This is a genomic window from Streptococcus oralis (assembly GCF_023109005.1).
In the GTDB taxonomy this organism is placed as follows: Bacteria; Bacillota; Bacilli; order Lactobacillales; family Streptococcaceae; genus Streptococcus; species Streptococcus oralis_BU.
In genome coordinates this window covers 18,288-36,014 of record NZ_JALDTU010000003.1, presented here as the reverse complement: position 1 = coordinate 36,014, position 17,727 = coordinate 18,288, and the positions used below count along the sequence as shown (strand labels likewise).

Annotated in this window: 18 protein-coding genes; 4 read left to right on the top strand and 14 right to left on the bottom strand. The window is 43.2% G+C overall.

All coding sequences use genetic code 11. The features are described 5' to 3' along the window. Positions 1-10 precede the first annotated feature (10 nt). From rsgA to M1F56_RS04065, 5 genes are all read right to left on the bottom strand, one after another. Positions 11-889, bottom strand: coding sequence for a ribosome small subunit-dependent GTPase A (gene rsgA, locus M1F56_RS04085; protein WP_247917036.1), 879 nt, complete (start codon positions 887-889; stop codon positions 11-13). A 1-nt stretch (position 890) separates the two neighbouring features. Next, a complete protein-coding gene (gene rsmA, locus M1F56_RS04080) occupies positions 891-1,763 on the bottom strand; it encodes a 16S rRNA (adenine(1518)-N(6)/adenine(1519)-N(6))-dimethyltransferase RsmA (RefSeq protein WP_247916942.1) in 873 nt (290 codons plus the stop codon). Positions 1,764-1,782: 19 nt separating this feature from the next. Beyond that, positions 1,783-2,490, bottom strand: coding sequence for a hypothetical protein (locus tag M1F56_RS04075; protein WP_000013622.1), 708 nt, complete (start codon positions 2,488-2,490; stop codon positions 1,783-1,785). A gap of 200 nt (positions 2,491-2,690) precedes the next feature. Then, positions 2,691-3,257 carry a ribonuclease M5 gene (rnmV, locus tag M1F56_RS04070; protein ID WP_247916941.1) on the bottom strand — a complete coding sequence of 189 codons (567 nt, stop codon included), beginning with the start codon at positions 3,255-3,257 and terminating at the stop codon, positions 2,691-2,693. Further along, on the bottom strand, positions 3,257-4,030 hold the full coding sequence (locus M1F56_RS04065; protein WP_247916940.1) for a TatD family hydrolase: 774 nt from the start codon (positions 4,028-4,030) through the stop codon (positions 3,257-3,259). The genes rnmV and M1F56_RS04065 overlap by 1 nt, the downstream gene beginning before the upstream one ends. 149 nt (positions 4,031-4,179) lie before the next feature. Between M1F56_RS04065 and M1F56_RS04060 the strand changes: the two genes are divergently transcribed. Beyond that, positions 4,180-6,024 carry an APC family permease gene (locus M1F56_RS04060; protein ID WP_247916939.1) on the top strand — a complete coding sequence of 615 codons (1,845 nt, stop codon included), beginning with the start codon at positions 4,180-4,182 and terminating at the stop codon, positions 6,022-6,024. A 181-nt stretch (positions 6,025-6,205) separates the two neighbouring features. On the opposite strand, the gene rpmH is transcribed toward M1F56_RS04060, so the two are convergent. Both rpmH and M1F56_RS04050 read right to left on the bottom strand, forming a co-directional pair. Then, entirely contained in the window at positions 6,206-6,340 is a 135-nt protein-coding gene (rpmH, locus tag M1F56_RS04055; protein ID WP_000831902.1) for a 50S ribosomal protein L34, read from the bottom strand. A 144-nt stretch (positions 6,341-6,484) separates the two neighbouring features. Next, the gene (locus tag M1F56_RS04050; protein WP_247916938.1) at positions 6,485-7,699 is read right to left on the bottom strand and encodes a pyridoxal phosphate-dependent aminotransferase; all 1,215 of its coding nucleotides are present in this window, start codon (positions 7,697-7,699) and stop codon (positions 6,485-6,487) included. Positions 7,700-7,943: 244 nt separating this feature from the next. Between M1F56_RS04050 and M1F56_RS04045 the strand changes: the two genes are divergently transcribed. Beyond that, the gene (locus M1F56_RS04045) at positions 7,944-8,396 is read left to right on the top strand and encodes a universal stress protein (protein WP_000079164.1); all 453 of its coding nucleotides are present in this window, start codon (positions 7,944-7,946) and stop codon (positions 8,394-8,396) included. A gap of 33 nt (positions 8,397-8,429) precedes the next feature. On the opposite strand, the gene M1F56_RS04040 is transcribed toward M1F56_RS04045, so the two are convergent. Beyond that, positions 8,430-9,824: a Cof-type HAD-IIB family hydrolase gene (locus M1F56_RS04040; RefSeq protein ID WP_057489259.1), complete on the bottom strand. Its 1,395-nt coding sequence runs from the start codon at positions 9,822-9,824 to the stop codon at positions 8,430-8,432. A gap of 65 nt (positions 9,825-9,889) precedes the next feature. On the opposite strand from M1F56_RS04040, the gene M1F56_RS04035 reads away from it, so the two are divergent. Continuing rightward, on the top strand, positions 9,890-10,852 hold the full coding sequence (locus M1F56_RS04035; protein ID WP_247916937.1) for an asparaginase: 963 nt from the start codon (positions 9,890-9,892) through the stop codon (positions 10,850-10,852). Positions 10,853-11,098: 246 nt separating this feature from the next. Here the strand turns inward: M1F56_RS04035 and ccpA are convergent, their stop codons facing one another. Then, positions 11,099-12,109, bottom strand: a complete 1,011-nt coding sequence (gene ccpA, locus M1F56_RS04030) for a catabolite control protein A (protein WP_247916936.1) — start codon at positions 12,107-12,109, stop codon at positions 11,099-11,101. Positions 12,110-12,311: 202 nt separating this feature from the next. Here ccpA and M1F56_RS04025 point away from each other — a divergent pair, with 202 nt between their 5' ends. Next, positions 12,312-12,629, top strand: coding sequence for a DUF960 domain-containing protein (locus M1F56_RS04025; protein ID WP_084911833.1), 318 nt, complete (start codon positions 12,312-12,314; stop codon positions 12,627-12,629). A gap of 50 nt (positions 12,630-12,679) precedes the next feature. Here the strand turns inward: M1F56_RS04025 and M1F56_RS04020 are convergent, their stop codons facing one another. The 5 genes from M1F56_RS04020 to folP are packed head-to-tail and all read right to left on the bottom strand — an operon-like array spanning position 12,680 to position 17,657. After that, a complete protein-coding gene (locus M1F56_RS04020; RefSeq protein ID WP_247916935.1) occupies positions 12,680-13,963 on the bottom strand; it encodes a DUF308 domain-containing protein in 1,284 nt (427 codons plus the stop codon). Then, a complete protein-coding gene (folK, locus tag M1F56_RS04015; protein ID WP_084872196.1) occupies positions 13,956-14,777 on the bottom strand; it encodes a 2-amino-4-hydroxy-6-hydroxymethyldihydropteridine diphosphokinase in 822 nt (273 codons plus the stop codon). Before folK ends, M1F56_RS04020 begins: the two co-directional genes overlap by 8 nt. 41 nt (positions 14,778-14,818) lie before the next feature. Continuing rightward, positions 14,819-15,373, bottom strand: a complete 555-nt coding sequence (gene folE / locus M1F56_RS04010; RefSeq protein ID WP_000380916.1) for a GTP cyclohydrolase I FolE — start codon at positions 15,371-15,373, stop codon at positions 14,819-14,821. A gap of 3 nt (positions 15,374-15,376) precedes the next feature. Next, positions 15,377-16,678: a bifunctional folylpolyglutamate synthase/dihydrofolate synthase gene (locus tag M1F56_RS04005; protein WP_247916934.1), complete on the bottom strand. Its 1,302-nt coding sequence runs from the start codon at positions 16,676-16,678 to the stop codon at positions 15,377-15,379. A gap of 1 nt (position 16,679) precedes the next feature. After that, positions 16,680-17,657 carry a dihydropteroate synthase gene (folP, locus tag M1F56_RS04000; protein ID WP_247916933.1) on the bottom strand — a complete coding sequence of 326 codons (978 nt, stop codon included), beginning with the start codon at positions 17,655-17,657 and terminating at the stop codon, positions 16,680-16,682. Positions 17,658-17,727: the final 70 nt, after the last annotated feature.

Sequence of the window (17,727 nt, the reverse complement as noted above, 5' to 3'; positions counted from 1 at the left end):
GGGTTTCTCCTTATTTTGGAATTTTTTTGCTGACTTTTTTATAGGTTTCTCTGCGATTTTCAATTTCGCTGAGGAATTGTAGGTAGTTGTCAAAACGGAAGCTGGCAATGATGCCCTCTTCTACAGCTGGCTTGACCGCACAGGACGGCTCATGGGTATGGGTACAGGTACGGAATTTACAGTCTCGACTGACACTAGCAATCTCTGGAAAGGTCTGATTGAGGTCTTCTGCTGTTGACACTTCATAATCCAGCGATGAAAATCCTGGTGTGTCCGCGATTTTACCACCATTGAGGTTGTAAAAACTAACAGCTCGAGTGGTATGACGACCGCGACCCAGACTGTCTGAGATTTCTCCTGTTTCAAGATTGAGGTCTGGTGCGATTTTATTGAGGAGGGTTGATTTTCCAACACCTGTCTGCCCCATAAAGACCGTCACTTTTCCTGTCAACAAGGGCAGGAGTTCTTCCTTACGGGTCACAAAGTCATAGCCAATGTCACCGTAAGTCTGCTGGTAAAAATCCAGTTCTCCTCTATCTTCCAGCAAGTCCATTTTAGAAATATAGACGATAGGATGGATGCCCTTGTGTTCCAAGAGAACCAAGAAGCGATCCAGCAAATTGCTGTTAAAATCCGGCTCCTTAGCCGACATGATCACCACAGCTTGGTCAATATTGACAATAGGCGGACGGACCAGGCTATTTTTCCGTTCGTGGATTTTGAGAATATAGCCTTCTGAGTTTTCCTCGGCAGAAAAGTCTACCCAATCCCCAACATAGGGTGTGTGGCCTTTTTTACGAAAATTCCCACGCGCACGTGTCTGATAAACTTTACCACCACTCTCTACATAGTAGAATCCTGCCAAGGCTTTAATGATTTGTCCCTGCATCTTAGAGTCCTTGTCCTTTAAGCGCATCTGAAAGGCTAGCAAATTCTTCTAAGCTGAGAGCTTCACCACGTACACTTGGTGACAAACCTGCTTGGTCCAAGGCCTTGGTCAGCTTGTCCTTGACTTCATCAGTCTTGCCAAAGTAGCCTGTTAAGTTATTCCATAAGGTCTTGCGACGATGAGTGAAGCTAGCCTTGGAAACCTTAAAGAAGAAGTTCTCATCTTTTACTGCTACAGCCGGCTCTGGACGGCGTACCATTTTCAAAATGGCTGAGTCCACGTTTGGGGCTGGCACAAAGACCGTACGAGGCACGATGAAGGCAACCTTGGCTGTCATATAATACTGGACAGCAATCGACAAACTACCGTAAGCCTTGGTATTTGGCTGTGCTGAGATGCGATCCGCCACTTCTTTTTGCATCATAACGACAAACTCACTAAAAGGAATGCCACTTTCAATCAAGTGCATGAGAATAGGTGTCGTGATATAGTAGGGCAAGTTGGCTACTACTTTAATTGGCAATTCTGGATTTTTGAAATTCTGGATATGTTGCGCCAAGTCAACTTTGAGAATATCCTCGTTGACTACTGTCACATTGTCAAAATCACGCAGGGTATCCGCCAAAATCGGTACCAAACGGTGGTCGATCTCAAAGGCCATGACTTGAGCTGCACGCTCTGCCAAAAATTCTGTCAAGGCACCAATCCCTGGCCCGATTTCGATGACATTGACCTGGTCATCAATTTCAGCCGTATCCACGATTTTTTGAAGGATATTGGTATCCGTCAGGAAATTTTGCCCGAAGGACTTTTTAAAGGTAAAACCGTGACGCTCCAGCACTGCCTTGGTCACGCTATAATCTGCAATTCTCATTTATTCTCTTTTCTATTTATTAGCTAAAAACAATATATAGAACCCATATAATTCCTAGTACCAATACAATCCAAAACACAAAATGAATACGATGCTTGTTTGAATCGGATCCAGTCATATCAAGCGCTTTCTTATCTTCTTGGGGGTTCATTTTCTTCAATTCATCCTGATAGGCAACCGAATCTAGAATATTGTCTTCTGGCAATAATTCTGAAGCATAATAATCAGGAAAACCCATAGCAAGGCCAATTAGGTTCTTATCCGTTAGAGAAAAATCCAAATCTTCTGGTTGATTTTCCTGAATAGCTCGGATATTTTTTAACAGTTTATCAGAAACTACAGACACTTGATTCATAAAAACTACATCCAAAACATCAAATCCAAGCACATCACCGTCTTTGACATTTGCAAGAATATAACGAACAAAGGCATCATATAGTTGCAAGGCTTGCGGGGCATTTTCTTCTAAAAAAGACCGATTTTGGAGGGCATTTTGCTGGAATTTTTCAATAGAAAGTAAGATATCTACATTCTGCTCTTGGTAAAACTTTTCTGCTTCCTCTTCATCTTCTTCGAGTTTTTCTGCTGTTTCCCAGAGAGCAATAGGAGCTTTTAAATCTTCTTCATCCCAAAACAATTGCCAAAAATAAGGTATTGTGTAAATTCCCTCTGTTAGAATACGGGCTTCATCTCCGTTTTTTAAGTAAATATGGCTTCTATTGGCCATGTTGTTTCCTTTCAATTTTTTAAAAGTAAGATATGGAATTCTACTCATCCCTCTTCCGTAGATAAATCTATATAGACTTTCAACATATCTTCAGAAATTTCAAGTTCTATCTTATGAGGTAGGACACCAGTTCCCATACAGCCAGCATCTCAATCTATTCACTTCTATTGTAACACATTCCCTTTGTATTTTTGGGCTATCTAGCTATTATCATAACTTTCCATAGCTTCTTCCACTTCTGCCAAGGTTACGCCAAACAACTCTAAACGCTTGAGGAGTTGCTTGCCGTTGGAATAGCCGATGCGGAGCTGTTCGCCTAAATACTCTCGGCGCCTACGGCTGTCTGCTCCCGCTAGGAAACCTAGGCGAATCAAGTCACCACGACTGATGTCAAACTCGTTCTCGTTTTCAAATTGTTCTGTCACCTGAGCCAGCGCTGTTTTTAGATCTTCATAGCTGGCGTGTTCGATTCCCAGAGAACGTCCCTTGGATTTGGATTTGGGAACAGCCTCATCTCGCTTGAGAAAGGCATGCTGCACTGTTGGAATGGCCGTCATAATCATGCGACGAATCCGCTCCCCATTAAAATCTGGATCTGTAAAGACAATGACTCCATGCAATTCATGCAGGCGCTGAATGCGTTCTATATCCTGGTCATTTATTGCGGAACCTCGTGTTTCATAGGTCTCTACATCAAAGTAACGTTTGAGATTGACCGTATCATCGCGACCTTCGACCACAATGACTTGGGAAATTTTTTCTTTCATCACTTGCTGCCCAATCCAAAGATACGCTCTGCATTTGCAGTCGTTGCTGCTGCTAATTCCTCGGTCGTCATCCCACGCAAGTCGGCAATAAAGTCCACCACATAGCGTGTGTAGGCTGTTTTATTCTCACGGCCACGTTTAGGAACAGGAGCCAGGTAGGGCGCATCCGTCTCTACCAAAATCTTGTCTAAAGGAAGCTCTCTAGCAGCCTCTTGGATATCCGTCGCTTTCTTAAAGGTCACCACTCCTGAGAAAGAAATGGTCATGCCAAGCTCGATAAACTTCTCAGCCCACTCTAGAGAGCCTGAAAATGAATGCATAATCCCACCACGAGGACCAACGCCCTCACTCTTGATAATCTCATAAGTATCTTCTAGCGCATCACGAGTGTGGACCACAAAAGGCAAGTTCAAATCCTTAGACAGCTGAATCTGACGACGAAAAACCTGTTCCTGCACTTCCTTAGGTGCTGTCATCCAATGGTAGTCCAGACCAATCTCACCTAAAGCGACAACCTTGGGATGCTTTAGCTTCTTAAGCAAGTAAGCTTCGACCTCGTCTGTGTATGTCCCTGCTTCCGTTGGATGCCAGCCAATAGTTGCGCAGAGTTGCTCATACTCATCTGCTAACTCTAGGGCTCGCTCAATGGTCGGTTTATCAAAACCAACAATATTCATCTGTGTCACACCCATCTCAGCAGCCAAGGCAAGCTCTTCCTCCTCACGTCCTGCAAATTCTTCTACATTTAAATGTGTGTGCGTATCAAAAATCATCTCTTCTAACCTCATTCTTCCATCTATTATACCAAAAATAGCATCCCTCGGCTTGGAAAAATATCCAAAAACCAGTCATTCTCCCTTGACTGCCTTTTTTCAAAGCAGTATAATAACACTTATTGAAATTTTCATCAAAGGAAAAGAAAATGTTTAGAAAATTAAAATATACCTTTATCGGTCGACCACTCAAGTCTCTCACAGATGGTGAAGGGGGATTACTTGGAAAAATGCAGGCACTTGCAATGTTATCCAGTGATGCCCTGTCTTCTATTGCCTACGGGCCTGAACAAGTCATTCTCGTTTTAGTCAGTCTCTCTCCTCTCGCTATTTGGTGGAGCCTCCCTATCGGTATTTTTGTCCTCTTACTCCTCGCTAGTTTGACCATTTCCTATCGTCAAATTATTCACGCCTATCCTCAAGGTGGTGGGGCTTATATGGTCACTCGGGAAAATCTCTCCCCTGAACTAGGCTTGATTGCAGGGGGCAGCCTCCTTGTTGACTATATGCTGACAGTAGCCGTATCCGTTGCTTCTGGAGCTGATGCTATTACTGCAGCCATCCCTGCCCTCCATCCCTACAATCTTCATATCTCTATTTTCCTAGTCTGCCTGCTCATGCTCTTGAATTTAAGAGGCTTGAAAGAATCTGCCAGCTCTCTGATGATTCCCGTCTACCTCTTTATCTTCAGTACCGTCTTTCTCTTGCTTTATGGGTTCTTTCAACTATCTACAGGCTCCCTAAACTATCAAGCGACTTCAACCATTGGGCAAACTGTTCCAAGCCTTTCCATCGTTCTCCTATTGAGAGCCTTTACTAGCGGTTCTGCCTCTCTAACTGGGGTTGAGGCTATTTCAAATGCAGTCCCATTTTTCAAAACTCCAAAAGAAAAGAATGCTGCTCAAACCTTGACCATCATGTCACTGATTTTAGGATTTCTTTTTGCAGGCATCACCTTCCTAAACTACTGGATGGGCATCACGCCTCAAAACGGAGAAACCATCCTTTCGCAAATGGCCAAGGGCATTCTTGGTGATTCATTTTTTGGTCATGCTAGCTACTATCTCTTCCAGTTCTCGACAGCCTTGATTCTAGCTGTAGCTGCAAATACTGGATTTTCAGCCTTCCCTATGCTGGCCTACAATATGGCAAAAAACAAGTACATGCCCCATCTCTTTATGGAAAAAGGGGATCGTCTTGGCTACTCCAATGGTATCTTAACTCTGGCTTTTGGGGCTATGATCCTTCTTCTCATTTTTAATGGGAATACTGAACGCTTGATTCCTCTTTATACTATCGGGGTCTTCGTTCCCTTTGCCCTTTCTCAGACTGGGATGATTCGCCATTGGAAAAAGGAAAAAGGAGTAAACTTCTTAAAATCTGCCTTCGCTAATATCCTTGGGGCCATCATTTGTTATGCCATTGTCCTCATTTTACTCCTCTTCAGACTGGGTGATATCTGGCCATTCTTCCCAATTATTCTAGTCTTAACCTTCCTCTTTTTGTCCATTCACAACCATTACCAAAAAGTGGCAAAACAGCTGCGACTCTACGAAGGAATCGAAAAACGCACTTATGACGGTAACCTTGTCCTTGTCCTAGTAGGAAATGTTACTCGAGTAAGTGTCGGAGCCATTAACTACGCTCAAAGTATCGGTGACGAAGTGTTGGCCATGCACATTTCTACTAAAGAAACGGCAGAAAAAGACCAAGAAATTCTTCAGGAATTTGCCGATTACTTCCCAAGTATCACTCTGAAGAATATCAATACCAGCTACCGCGACATCATCACCCCTAGCGTCAAGTATGTCAAACGAATTGCCCAAGAAGCTAAGCAAAAAAACTACACCGTTACAGTCCTTGTCCCACAGTTCATCCCTAACAAGCCTTGGCAAAATATCCTGCACAATCAAATGAGCCTCAAACTTAAATACGCTCTCAGATGGCACGAAGACGTCGTTGTCGCTAGCTACTCTTATCACTTAAAAGAATAAACAAAAACTCAAAATCAGTAACTTATATCTGGTTTTGAGTTTTTTGTATGTGACCTTTTAAATGAGCCCTCCATGAGTTCCATTTGAAATTGACGATTTCGTGGGCAATGCACCCTTTAAGATAAAAAGAAAAGCCAGTAGACTCGAGTTCCTACTGACTTCTTTGCTGAATTTGTTTGGATTATGCAGCCAAAACTTTGCGTCCTTTACGACGACGAGCTGCCAATACGCGACGACCGTTTTTAGTTGACATACGGTTACGGAATCCGTGTTTGCGCGCACGACGAATTTTACTTGGTTGATAAGTACGTTTCACGATGAATACCTCCTCATAGATTTTGTATTCGTTTAGCCGGCTATAAAGTGATCAGTTACTAAACATACTTTACTATTCTATCTGATTCTGATACTTTTGTCAATAGCTCTAGGCAAATGTTTCCAGCTTTTTCTCATGTAAGCCCTATCTACGATACTGTTTCAAGAAACGAGTCATCTTTTCTTGGATTTGTGCTAATTCATCCACACGAGGAAGGTAAACGATACGGAAATGGTCTGGTTCCTTCCAGTTAAAACCACGACCATGAACCAAGAGAACCTTCTCTTGCTTCAAGAAATTGAGGACAAACTGTTCATCATCATCGATGCGATACATATTGCGGTCAATTTTAGGGAAGATATAAAGTCCGGCTTTGGGTTTAACAGCAGACAAACCAGGAATATCTTGAATGGCATTGTAAATGAAGTTTCTTTGCTCGTAGATCCGTCCACCAGGAAGGAGCAATTCGTCCACCGACTGGTGCCCACCTAGCGAGGTTTGTACGACTTGCTGGGCCAAAACGTTAGAGCAAAGGCGCATGTTAGACAGCATATTAAGACCTTCAATATAGCCCTTGACATGTGTCTTAGGTCCAGATAAGACCATCCATCCTATACGGAAACCAGCGATACGGTGAGATTTTGAAAGACCATTCATGCTGACACAGAAGACATCTGGAGCCAGACTAGCTACTGAGACATGCTCATGACCGTCCATGACCATACGGTCGTAAATTTCATCCGCAAAGATAATTAAGTCGTTTTGACGTGCAATCTCGATAATCTCCAACAAGAGTTCCTTGGGATAGAGAGCTCCTGTCGGATTATTTGGATTGATGAGAATAATAGCCTTGGTATTTGAAGTGATTTTTGACTTGATATCGTCAATATCTGGGTACCATTCTGCAGCCTCATCACAGATATAGTGGACGGCATTTCCCCCAGCTAGGCTGACAGCTGCTGTCCAGAGAGGATAGTCCGGCATAGGAACCAAGACCTCATCTCCATTGTCCAAAAGCCCCTGCATGGACATGACAATCAGCTCACTGACACCATTTCCAAGGTAAATATCGTCAATATCCACATTTGGGAATTTCTTCAGTTGGCAATACTGCATGATTGCCTTACGGGCTGAGAAAATCCCTTTAGAATCAGAGTAGCCTTCACTATCACGCGCATTCATAATCAAGTCATGAATGACCTCATCTGGTGCTGTAAAGCCAAATTCTGCTGGATTCCCTGTATTCAGGCGTAAAATCTTTTCTCCGTTTGCTCGCATACGCATGGCTTCTTCTAAAACAGGACCACGGATATCATAAGCAACATGTTCTAGCTTGCTAGATTTGTTAAATTCTTTCATCTTTTTTCCTCAATTCGTCAGGATAGTAACATTATACCACTAGAAAGTCGCTGCGACAAGCTTCCATAAACAAGGAAGTAAAAGAAAAAATGGACAATGGGAATTCTCACCAATTCTCTTTTCTTTTATTTCTATATACGCACTAAGTCTATGACCAACAATATGGTTTAAAATATGATTTTTACTTTACTTCTTTAGTGAAAAGGGTTACAATAACAGTAAGAAAATTTCAGGAGGTTTCATTATGGCACAACGTTACCAAAATGTTATGGTCGCAATTGATGGTTCTAAAGAAGCGGACTTGGCTTTCGTCAAAGGTGTTTACACTGCTCTACGCAATGAATCCAAGCTTACCATTGTCCATGTTATTGACACACGCGCTCTTCAAAGCGTATCTACCTTTGATGCTGAAGTTTACGAAGAACTCCAAGCCGATGCTGAAAGTATGATGAAAGAGTATGAAAAGCGTGCAAAAGATGCTGGTTTAACGGATATCCACATCGTCATCGAAATGGGAAATCCCAAAACTCTCCTCGCTCGGACGATTCCGGACGCAGAAAATGTTGACTTGATTTTAGTTGGTGCTACAGGTCTCAATGCCTTTGAACGCCTCTTAGTCGGTTCTTCATCTGAATATATTCTCCGCCATGCAAAAGTCGATTTGCTGGTCGTGAGAGAAAGTGAAAAAACATTGTAAATAGTAAGAAAAGGAGCCTAGAGCTCCTTTTTATTACTTATTATTTCTGTTTCTTTCTTTATGTCGCTCATAAGCCTTAAGCTGACGTTGTAGCTCCTGTTTAATGGCAGGTTCTGGAGCATATTTTTCTTCCCAGTCATCTGGTTTTAAAATCTTGTGTGTAACTGGGTCAAAATGAGCTTTCCCATCAGGGAAAACCTTCCCCATATTCGCTTCATGGACAATATCAAAAATGCGTTCTGGATCCACTCCCATCAAAACAAAACTACCGTATGTGAAATACAGCGTATCAATCAAAGCATCCACTTGACCAACCAGATTTTGCTTAGCAGGTGTCTTTTTCGCCACTTTCTCTGCCGCCTTATCAAGTGCTTCATGCATGCTTGCAAGGGAGTTTTGGAATTCTTCCTCTGAAGAACTTGCCGCGCGAACAAACTCTACTAATTCTTCAATTTTAAAATCTGCTCGGTGAGTTGCACCTTCAACATCCCATGCCTGTGGCTCTTCTTGAGTTCGTTCATCCATCATGTGGTGGAAGGTCTTGACCTTATTAAAGTGGTAATCCCGACTGACAAACACTTTTTCTGAAGCCAAAACACCAAAGTGCTCAAGCGCCTTGTGGATGCCATCTTGTTGATTACTTGCCGTAATGTGTTTAGCAACCTCTTTGGCACTGCTACTGCCATTTCCCATAGCGACTGACATACCGACACCTGCTAACATTTCCAGGTCATTATCTGAATCACCGAAGGCCATGACTTGGTTGAGAGCAAAGCCATATTCTTTCCCGACCCGACAAATGCCTTCTAGTTTGGAATTACCTTGGTTAATGATATCTGCGGCAAAAGGATTGCTTCGAGTCAGTTTCAAGTCTTCAAAATCGGCTGCTGCCTTCTCAGATTCCTCTGGCGTCATCAGCATCAAAACTTGATAAATGGGTTGATTAATCAAGTTAAGCAAGTCGTCTTCTTTTTGAGGAACTGCCTTGCTGACCATTCGATTAAAAGAACGGCTGACGGTTCTTGTCAGCACTGTCGGGATAAAACGACTAACCAGTTGAGAAAAGGAGCCGAGACCAAATGACATAATCTTCGAACCAACAACGGCATGCTCGGTTCCAAGAGCGATTTCTTTACGCTCCTTTTTAGCATAAGCAATCAGTTGACGCAGGCTTGACTTAGCAATCGGACTTGCAAAGAGTACCTTTTCTTTATTAAAAATGTATTGGCCATTGTAGGTCACCGCAAAGTCTAGGTCCAAGTCTTCCATCAATTCCTTGACAAAAAACGGTCCTCGTCCTGTCGCTACTCCAACAAGTACCCCTTGCTCTTTGACAATCTTAATCGCGTCCTTAGTGGATTTCAAAACACTCTTGCGATCGTTGACTAGCGTTCCATCGATATCAAAAAAAACAGCCTTGACTTCCATCCTATCCCATTCTCCCCTTTTGTGTTACAATGATTATACCACATTTCAGAAAGAGTGACTAAATCATGCCTAAGAAAATCCTTGTTTTACATACAGGTGGGACTATTTCCATGCAAGCAGACGCCACTGGGGCAGTTGTAACTAGCCAAGACAATCCCATGAATCATGTTTCCAATCCGCTTGAAGGGATTGAGGTTCATGCCCTAGACTTTTTTAATCTGCCAAGTCCCCATATCAAACCCAAGCATATGCTAGCCCTCTATCATAAAATCAAAGAGGAAGCTAATAACTACGATGGAGTTGTCATCACACATGGTACAGATACCTTAGAAGAAACAGCCTACTTCCTTGATACCATGAAAATTCCGCCCATCCCCATCGTTCTAACAGGGGCCATGCGTAGTTCAAACGAACTTGGTAGCGACGGTGTATATAACTATCTGAGCGCTTTGCGAGTTGCCAGCGATGACAAAGCAACCGACAAGGGTGTACTGGTCGTCATGAACGACGAGATCCACGCAGCCAAGTATGTTACCAAAACTCATACGACCAACGTCAGCACCTTTCAAACCCCAACACATGGACCACTTGGCCTCATCATGAAGCAAGAAATCCTCTACTTCAAAACGGCTGAACCTCGTGTCCGGTTTGATCTTGAGCATATTCAAGGTCTGGTTCCCATCATCTCTGCCTATGCCGGTATGACAGACGAGCTGATCGATATGTTGGACTTGGAACAGCTGGATGGCTTAGTCATTCAGGCCTTCGGAGCAGGTAATATCCCCAAAGAAACAGCTCAAAAGTTGGAAAATCTCCTCCAAAAAGGAATCCCAGTCGCCTTGGTCTCACGTTGTTTTAATGGCATTGCTGAACCTGTCTACGCCTACCAAGGTGGAGGGGTGCAGTTGCAAGAGTCTGGTGTTCTCTTTGTCAAAGAACTCAACGCTCAAAAAGCGCGCCTCAAATTATTAATTGCCCTTAATGCTGGATTAAAAGGACAAGCCTTAAAAGACTATATGGAAGGCTAATCCTCTTCGAAAATCTCTTCAAACCACGTCAGCGTCGCCTTACCGTATATATGTTACTGACTTCGTCAGTTCTATCTACAACCTCAAAACGGTGTTTTGAGCTGACTTCGTCAGTTTCATCTACAACCTCAAAGCAGTGCTTTGAACAACCTGCGGCTAGCTTCCTAGTTTGCTCTTTGATTTTCATTGAGTATAACTCCTTCTCTAGAAAGCAAATCAGGAAATCTCACGATTTCCTGATTTTTTCTATTTACGTTTTCGTGTAGAGCGGCGTTCTGTCAAACCATGAGGTAGGAGAACTTCACGTTCTTCCAATTCTTCTTTATGCATAATCTTAGTCAACATACGCATGCTGATAGCACCTAGGTCATAAAGAGGTTGGGCAATAGTAGTCAAGTTTGGACGAGTGAATCGTGCAATCTGAGAGTCATCTGTCGTAATGATTTCAAACTCTTCTGGTACAGACACACCGTGGTCAGCCAAACCATTTAGGACACCTGCTGCCAATTCATCGCCTGTTACAACTGCGGCTGTAGCTTGTGATGAAATCAAGCGTTCTGCCAAGGCATAACCATCGTCATAGCTGTATTTTGATTCAAAGACCAATCCCTCACTATAAGAATGTCCAGCTTTTTTCAAGGCTTCCTTGTAACCAATCAAACGAACCTTGCCATTGATATCATCGACGAGTGGTCCACTTACAAAAGCAATCTTTTCGTTTTCTTTGAGAAGACAGCTCACGGCATCAATCGTTGCTTGTTTGTAATCGATATTCACACTTGGAAGTTGGTGCTCTACATCCACAGTACCAGCAAGAACAACCGGTGTCCGTGAACGAGAAAACTCTGAACGAATCTTTTCAGTCAAGTGATAGCCCATAAAGATAATCCCATCGACTTGTTTTGAAAAGAGAGTGTTAACCACTGAAACTTCCTTTTCATCATCCTCATCACTATTTGCAAGGACAATGTTATACTTGTACATTTCAGCAATGTCGTCAATTCCCTTAGCAAGCGTTGAGAAATAACCATTGGTAATGTTAGGAATCACAACTCCGACTGTCGTTGTTTTCTTGCTAGCTAAACCACGGGCTACCGCATTTGGACGATAGTCCAAGCGATCAATCACTTCTAGGACTTTTTTTCGAGTGTTCTCTTTAACATTCTTGTTGCCATTAACGACACGGCTAACTGTTGCCATTGAAACTCCTGCTTCACGGGCGACGTCATAAATCGTTACTGTATCATCTGTGTTCATTCCGTTTCCTTTCTATAATGAAAATTTCGCTTTCACGCATCTACTTACTCCATTTTATCACTTATTGTAAACACTTTCAAGTATTTTTAAGAGAAACTTTGAAAAAATTTCACAGTTTATTCCCATTTTGAAAAAGCAATTACGATTTCTTGATTTTTAAGACATTTTGCTGTATGATAAGGAAAAAAAGGGGGATGAAAACATGGCTTTTACAAATACACAGAGACGTTCCGCTAGTTTTGGTGTCGTTACCAGCCTGCCTGACGATGTCATTGACTCTTTATGGTATATTATTGATCATTTCCTGAAAAATGTCTTTGAATTAGAAGAAGAGCTTGAGTTTCAACTGCTCAACAATAAGGGGGCCATCACCTTCCATTTTTCTAGCCAGCACCTTCCGACTAGGATCGATTTTGATTTCAATCATCCTTTCGATCCGCTTTACCCTCCTAGGGTACTTGTTTTAGACATTGACGGCAGGGAAACCATCCTCCTTCCAGAAGAAAATGACCTATTTTAAAAACTCTAGCTTCTCGGCGCAAACTGCTGAGGAACTAGAGCTTTCTTTTTCTAATAAATGGAGCGACTGACAACTAGACCGTTTGGTTTTGTATACTCTAAATCAAGGTAATCCTGATAAGTCCCTGGCACAATGAAACCTTGGGGACTCAGTATATCAGTCCCAGCTTTTCCCACGATAGAGTCTGCCAGCAAAACACAATTGGTACTGAGAACAAAGTAGGTCTTAAACTCGGATGAGCTAAATTTATAGAGGGTCGCATCCGCTTCCTGTTTGAGTTGGTAAGAGTAGGTATGCTTGACCTCACCCTCTCTTCTTTTCATCAACTGCGAACTTGGTTCCCAAGGAATTAACAGGTCTTCTATCTCTACTAGACGAGCTTGGATAGCTGTTTTCTGTTGGTCCGTCAAACTCAGACCATAAGCAAACAAGGTCTTCTGACTTTCTCTCTTACAGAGCTCGATGTATTTTTCCCGATTGGCCTTAAACAAAACACCGTCTCCAACCATGCCGAATAAACGCTCCGAGTGAGGATCATAGGAACCATAGGAAATAACCTTCCCTTGATAACAAATATCCACATGTCCCATGGCGAGGAAGAAAGAGGTTTCTGAGGTATGGATAAAAATTTCCAGATCAACCGTCTGGTCGTTTTTTCTTTCCGAATGAACTTCCCCTTCTTGACTTTCATGATTTGCCAGCCACTCATTTAGTTTGCGCAAGGTGCTGATAGGAATCAGAGCCGTCACAAAGATAGGCAGGGTCATTCGCATATGCCGCTTCAGCTTGGGATTGTTTTCTATCTTTTCAAAAAAGAAACCGTCCCGAAGGCTACTAGCCCCTAGCATGAGCAAGTAAAACCCAAGCAAGAGCAATTCAAAATTCGCTGCATCGTGAAAAGGAGAGATGCTATAAAGACCGAATCCTATCATCCATACAGCATCGACGAGATGATGGAGCCGAGGATGAATGGCATTTTTTCGATAGAGAGACCAGGTCACAAGACTAATGCCGCCCGTAAACAGCTGGTAGCTCGCAATGACAAAGACTAGGAGATAGAGGGCAAGGTCTTGCAAAATGATAGAGTCAAACACGAGAGCCGCAACCGCCAGCTTGCCCAAGGTTACAAAGATGTTTTCCCGACGTTTTTTATCCTGAAACCAGCGAGTCAACAAGTGCCAAACTGCTGACAAGGAAAAGTAGCCCATCAGCAACTGGTACCCCACCCGCGGAATAACTTGTCCAAAACAAATCAGGAGAAGCCCTAAAACAATAGCAAGCAGTCCCTCCCCAATGCTCTTCCACTTGCTATAGGTATCGGAAAGTTTAGGCATTTCCTTGCTCCAACTGGTCAACTAAGTATCGAATTGGTTGTTTTAAGATTGGATGGATAAAATGGGGAGCTATTTCTTGCAGAGACTCAAGGACAAAGAGACGTTCTGCTACATAAGGGTGAGGTAAGATGAGGTCGTCTGTATAAATGACCTGGTCCTCCACAAAGAGCAAGTCCAAATCAATCAAACGAGGGCCCCAATGCACTTCTCGAACCCGTCCCATCTCTGACTCAATGCTTAATAGGGTCTCTAACAAGACTGGTGCTGGTAGCCAGGTTTCTACTTCAATCACCTGATTAGCAAAACTATCTTGCTCCACACCGCCCCAAGGTTCCGTCGTCAAAACACTGGATTCTTTGAGAATATGGATGCCGCGAGCTCGCAGTTTGTCAATAGCTTGTTCCAAGTTTGCTTGCTTATCGCCCATATTGCTTCCTAGGCCGATAAAGGCCCGTTGCTTGCGACGGTGGATGGTTACTGAGCAGGTATCAAGTGGTAAGTGGACTGGAGCCCAAGGTTTTTTGAGTTCCAGCTTAATTTCTTGAACAAGAGGATAAGCCTCAAAGGTACGCTCTACTAGTTTGTAGGCTACCGTTTCAATCAAATCCTCAGCGCTTTCCTGAAACCAAGTCGTCCACTGTTGGCAAAGTTCTCCATAGTGGACAGAAGAAGCCAAATCTAACTCAGTCGCCGCCTTGGTCATATCATAGGATAAGCTTGCGGAAATAACAAACTTTTGTCCCAATTCCTTCTCACTAGGAAAAAGACCATGATAGGCAAAAATTTCCAAATCTTTAATCTGCAGTTGATCCATAACTAGTCCTTTCTAGAAAAATCCGCACGCAGCGGATTCTTTTATAGTCCCATAAGACGATAAGCCTGATCTCGGAGATCCTTATCTGTTTCAAATAGGCCACGGGCTACGGTCGTCAAAGTTGCAGTGCCTGGTTTTCTGACACCACGCATACTCATACACATATGCTCAGCCTCAATGACAACAAAGGCTCCCTTAGCCCCTAGATAGTCCATCAAGGCATCAGCTACTTCAATATTCAACCGTTCTTGAATCTGTGGTTTTTTAGAATAAACTTCAACTGTGCGGGCTAGCTTGGACAAACCTGCCACACGTCCATCTGGAATATAGGCAATGTGCGCTCTCCCATAGAAGGGCAAGAAGTGGTGTTCACACATGGTGTGGAAAAAGATATCCTTCTCCACCACCATATTATCGTCGATAATCTCAAAGGATTTTGACAAATGTTCCTCCGCAGTTTGGCCAAGACCTGAAAAAATTTCTTGGTACATACGAGCTACACGAGCAGGCGTTTCCTGCAAGCCCTCACGATTAGCGTCCTCTCCTACAGCCTCGATAATCATTTTTACAGCTGCTTCAATTTTTTGTGTATCCATTCTCTAGTTATTCCTCTCCATTAGGTAGGCTCTCACTTGGCTCAAGAAATACAAGGAACCCGTGACAATCCTAACTGTTTTTTTCTCTTCATTTTTATCTGTCAATTTCTGCTCTAGAAAATCCTGCCAACTTTGGTAATTAAGATTTCTAGACTTGGCTGTCTCTTTCAGCACGCTTTCATCCGTCGCCCGACTATCGTCAAAATGGGTTAAAGTCAATTGACTATCTGGCATCGTCTCTAGTAAATCCAGCATATCATTCAAGGCCTTGGTTTTAATACACGTAAAGAGGATTTCCTTATGATAATCCGCAAAGCGTTCTTGCAAGGTTGCCAATAAAGCCTTGATAGCATGGGGATTGTGGGCTCCATCCAAAAGCAACAATGGGTCTCTAGACACGACCTCCAAACGCCCCGGCCAACTGGTTTCCTCAAGAGCTTGAGCAACCAAGGCATTACTTGCAAATTCTCGCCCAGTCTCCTGACAATAAGTGTCTAAGAGAGCAAGCGCCATCCCCGCATTTTCTATCTGGTGCAAGCCAAGCAGACCTGTTTGAAAACGACCTTGTCTGACAGAACTAGTATAATCAAAGATTTCACCCGTCACCACACTCTTTTGATGACTGACCTGGTAATCTTTCCCATAGGCAAGTCTCGATGCATTTTTATCTTCTGCAATGGAGTCAATCACAGCCAAGGCTTCAGGAACAATATGACCTGTCACTAATGGAATGCCTTGTTTGATAATACCAGCCTTCTGCTCTGCTATGGATTCCAAGGTGTCACCAAGTAGGGCCACATGATCCAGTCCAATAGTCGTAATTCCTGTTAAAATTGGCTGACAGACATTAGTACTATCCAGAAGGCCACCCATACCGACTTCCATGATGGCCACATCTACTAGCTCTGAGGCAAAGTAATCATAGGCTATAGCTGTAATTATCTCAAACTCGGTTGTTCCCTGCAAATTATCAGCAGATTCCCCCTCAAGCAAAGACTGATAGTCTGCCATGAGGGCTTCTAGCCTAGTTTCTGGGATGGATTCCCCATTAATGCTAATCTGATCCGTATAATGAATAAGATAGGGCGAGCTGAACACCCCAACTCTCAGTCCTAGGTTTTCCAGCATCTTTTTCAAAAAAGCAATGGTAGACCCCTTGCCGTTGGTCCCTCCGATATGGATGACCTTGAGTTTGAGCTGGGGATTGCCTCGCAGAGCTAGGAGTTCTACCATGCGTTCCAAGCCAAAATGTGGTTGGTCCGTCCGGTAGTGGGCAATCCACTGATTGTTTTGAATTTCGTTCATCTTACTTATATTGTTTTAAATCTAGATTTTCTGCATCATCTGCCAAACGAATGGCTGACGCAATTTCAACTGCCATCCTGTGACTGGCAACATCGTGCACGCGCACCACTTCCACACCCTGTCTCGCAGCGATACTGGTTACATGAGCCGAAGCGGTGTCCCGATTTCGGAAACCGACTTCCGTCTCAGGATTGACTTCAAAGCCATTCTCCTCAAGGATATTGATAACAAACCGCTTGCGCGAAACACCAAGAAAGATTGGATAGCCCTGCTGATGCAATTTATCAAGGTCCCGTAGAAGAAGTAGATTTTCCTTCTTGGTGAGACCAAAACCAATTCCCGGATCCAGCAAAATGTTTTCTCTTGCTATCCCAGCTTGATTGGCTCTCGCTAGTGCTCGTTCAAAGAAAGCCTCCATCAAGTCTTCAATTGGCATTTTTTCAAAGTCAGCTAACTCTTCCTCTGTAAAAGCTTGCCCAAAACCAAGATGAGGAAATATGAGCGAACTAGGGTGCTGAGGTCGAGCCATGACTGGATTAAACATGATGACTACTTTCGCACCAGCCTTAGCAACCACATCCGCCATTTTCTCATCTCCCATGAGACCCGTAATGTCATTTACCAGATTGGCACCAGCAGCCAAAGCAGCCTCTGCCACCTGACTTTTCCAAGTATCGATGGAAATGAGAACATCACTTTCCTCACGGATAGCTTTAATCACTGGAACAACACGCTGGATTTCCTCTTCTATCTCAACATAGCTACTACTACCCGGCCGAGTCGATTCTCCACCGATATCTAGCATGCTCGCTCCTTCAGCCATCAATTTACGAGCTTGCTGGAGCGCCTGCTCAAGAGCAAAAAACTGCCCACCATCCGAAAAAGAATCTGGTGTTACATTGATAATTCCACAAATAGCGGTTTTTTCACGGTTGACTTTATTGGACATAACGGTTACTCCCTTAAGGTTCTCTACCATATTATCCCTCTATTTTACCATAAAAAGAAAAAAGATGCACACGTTAGTATTCATCTTTTCCAAGTAGGTC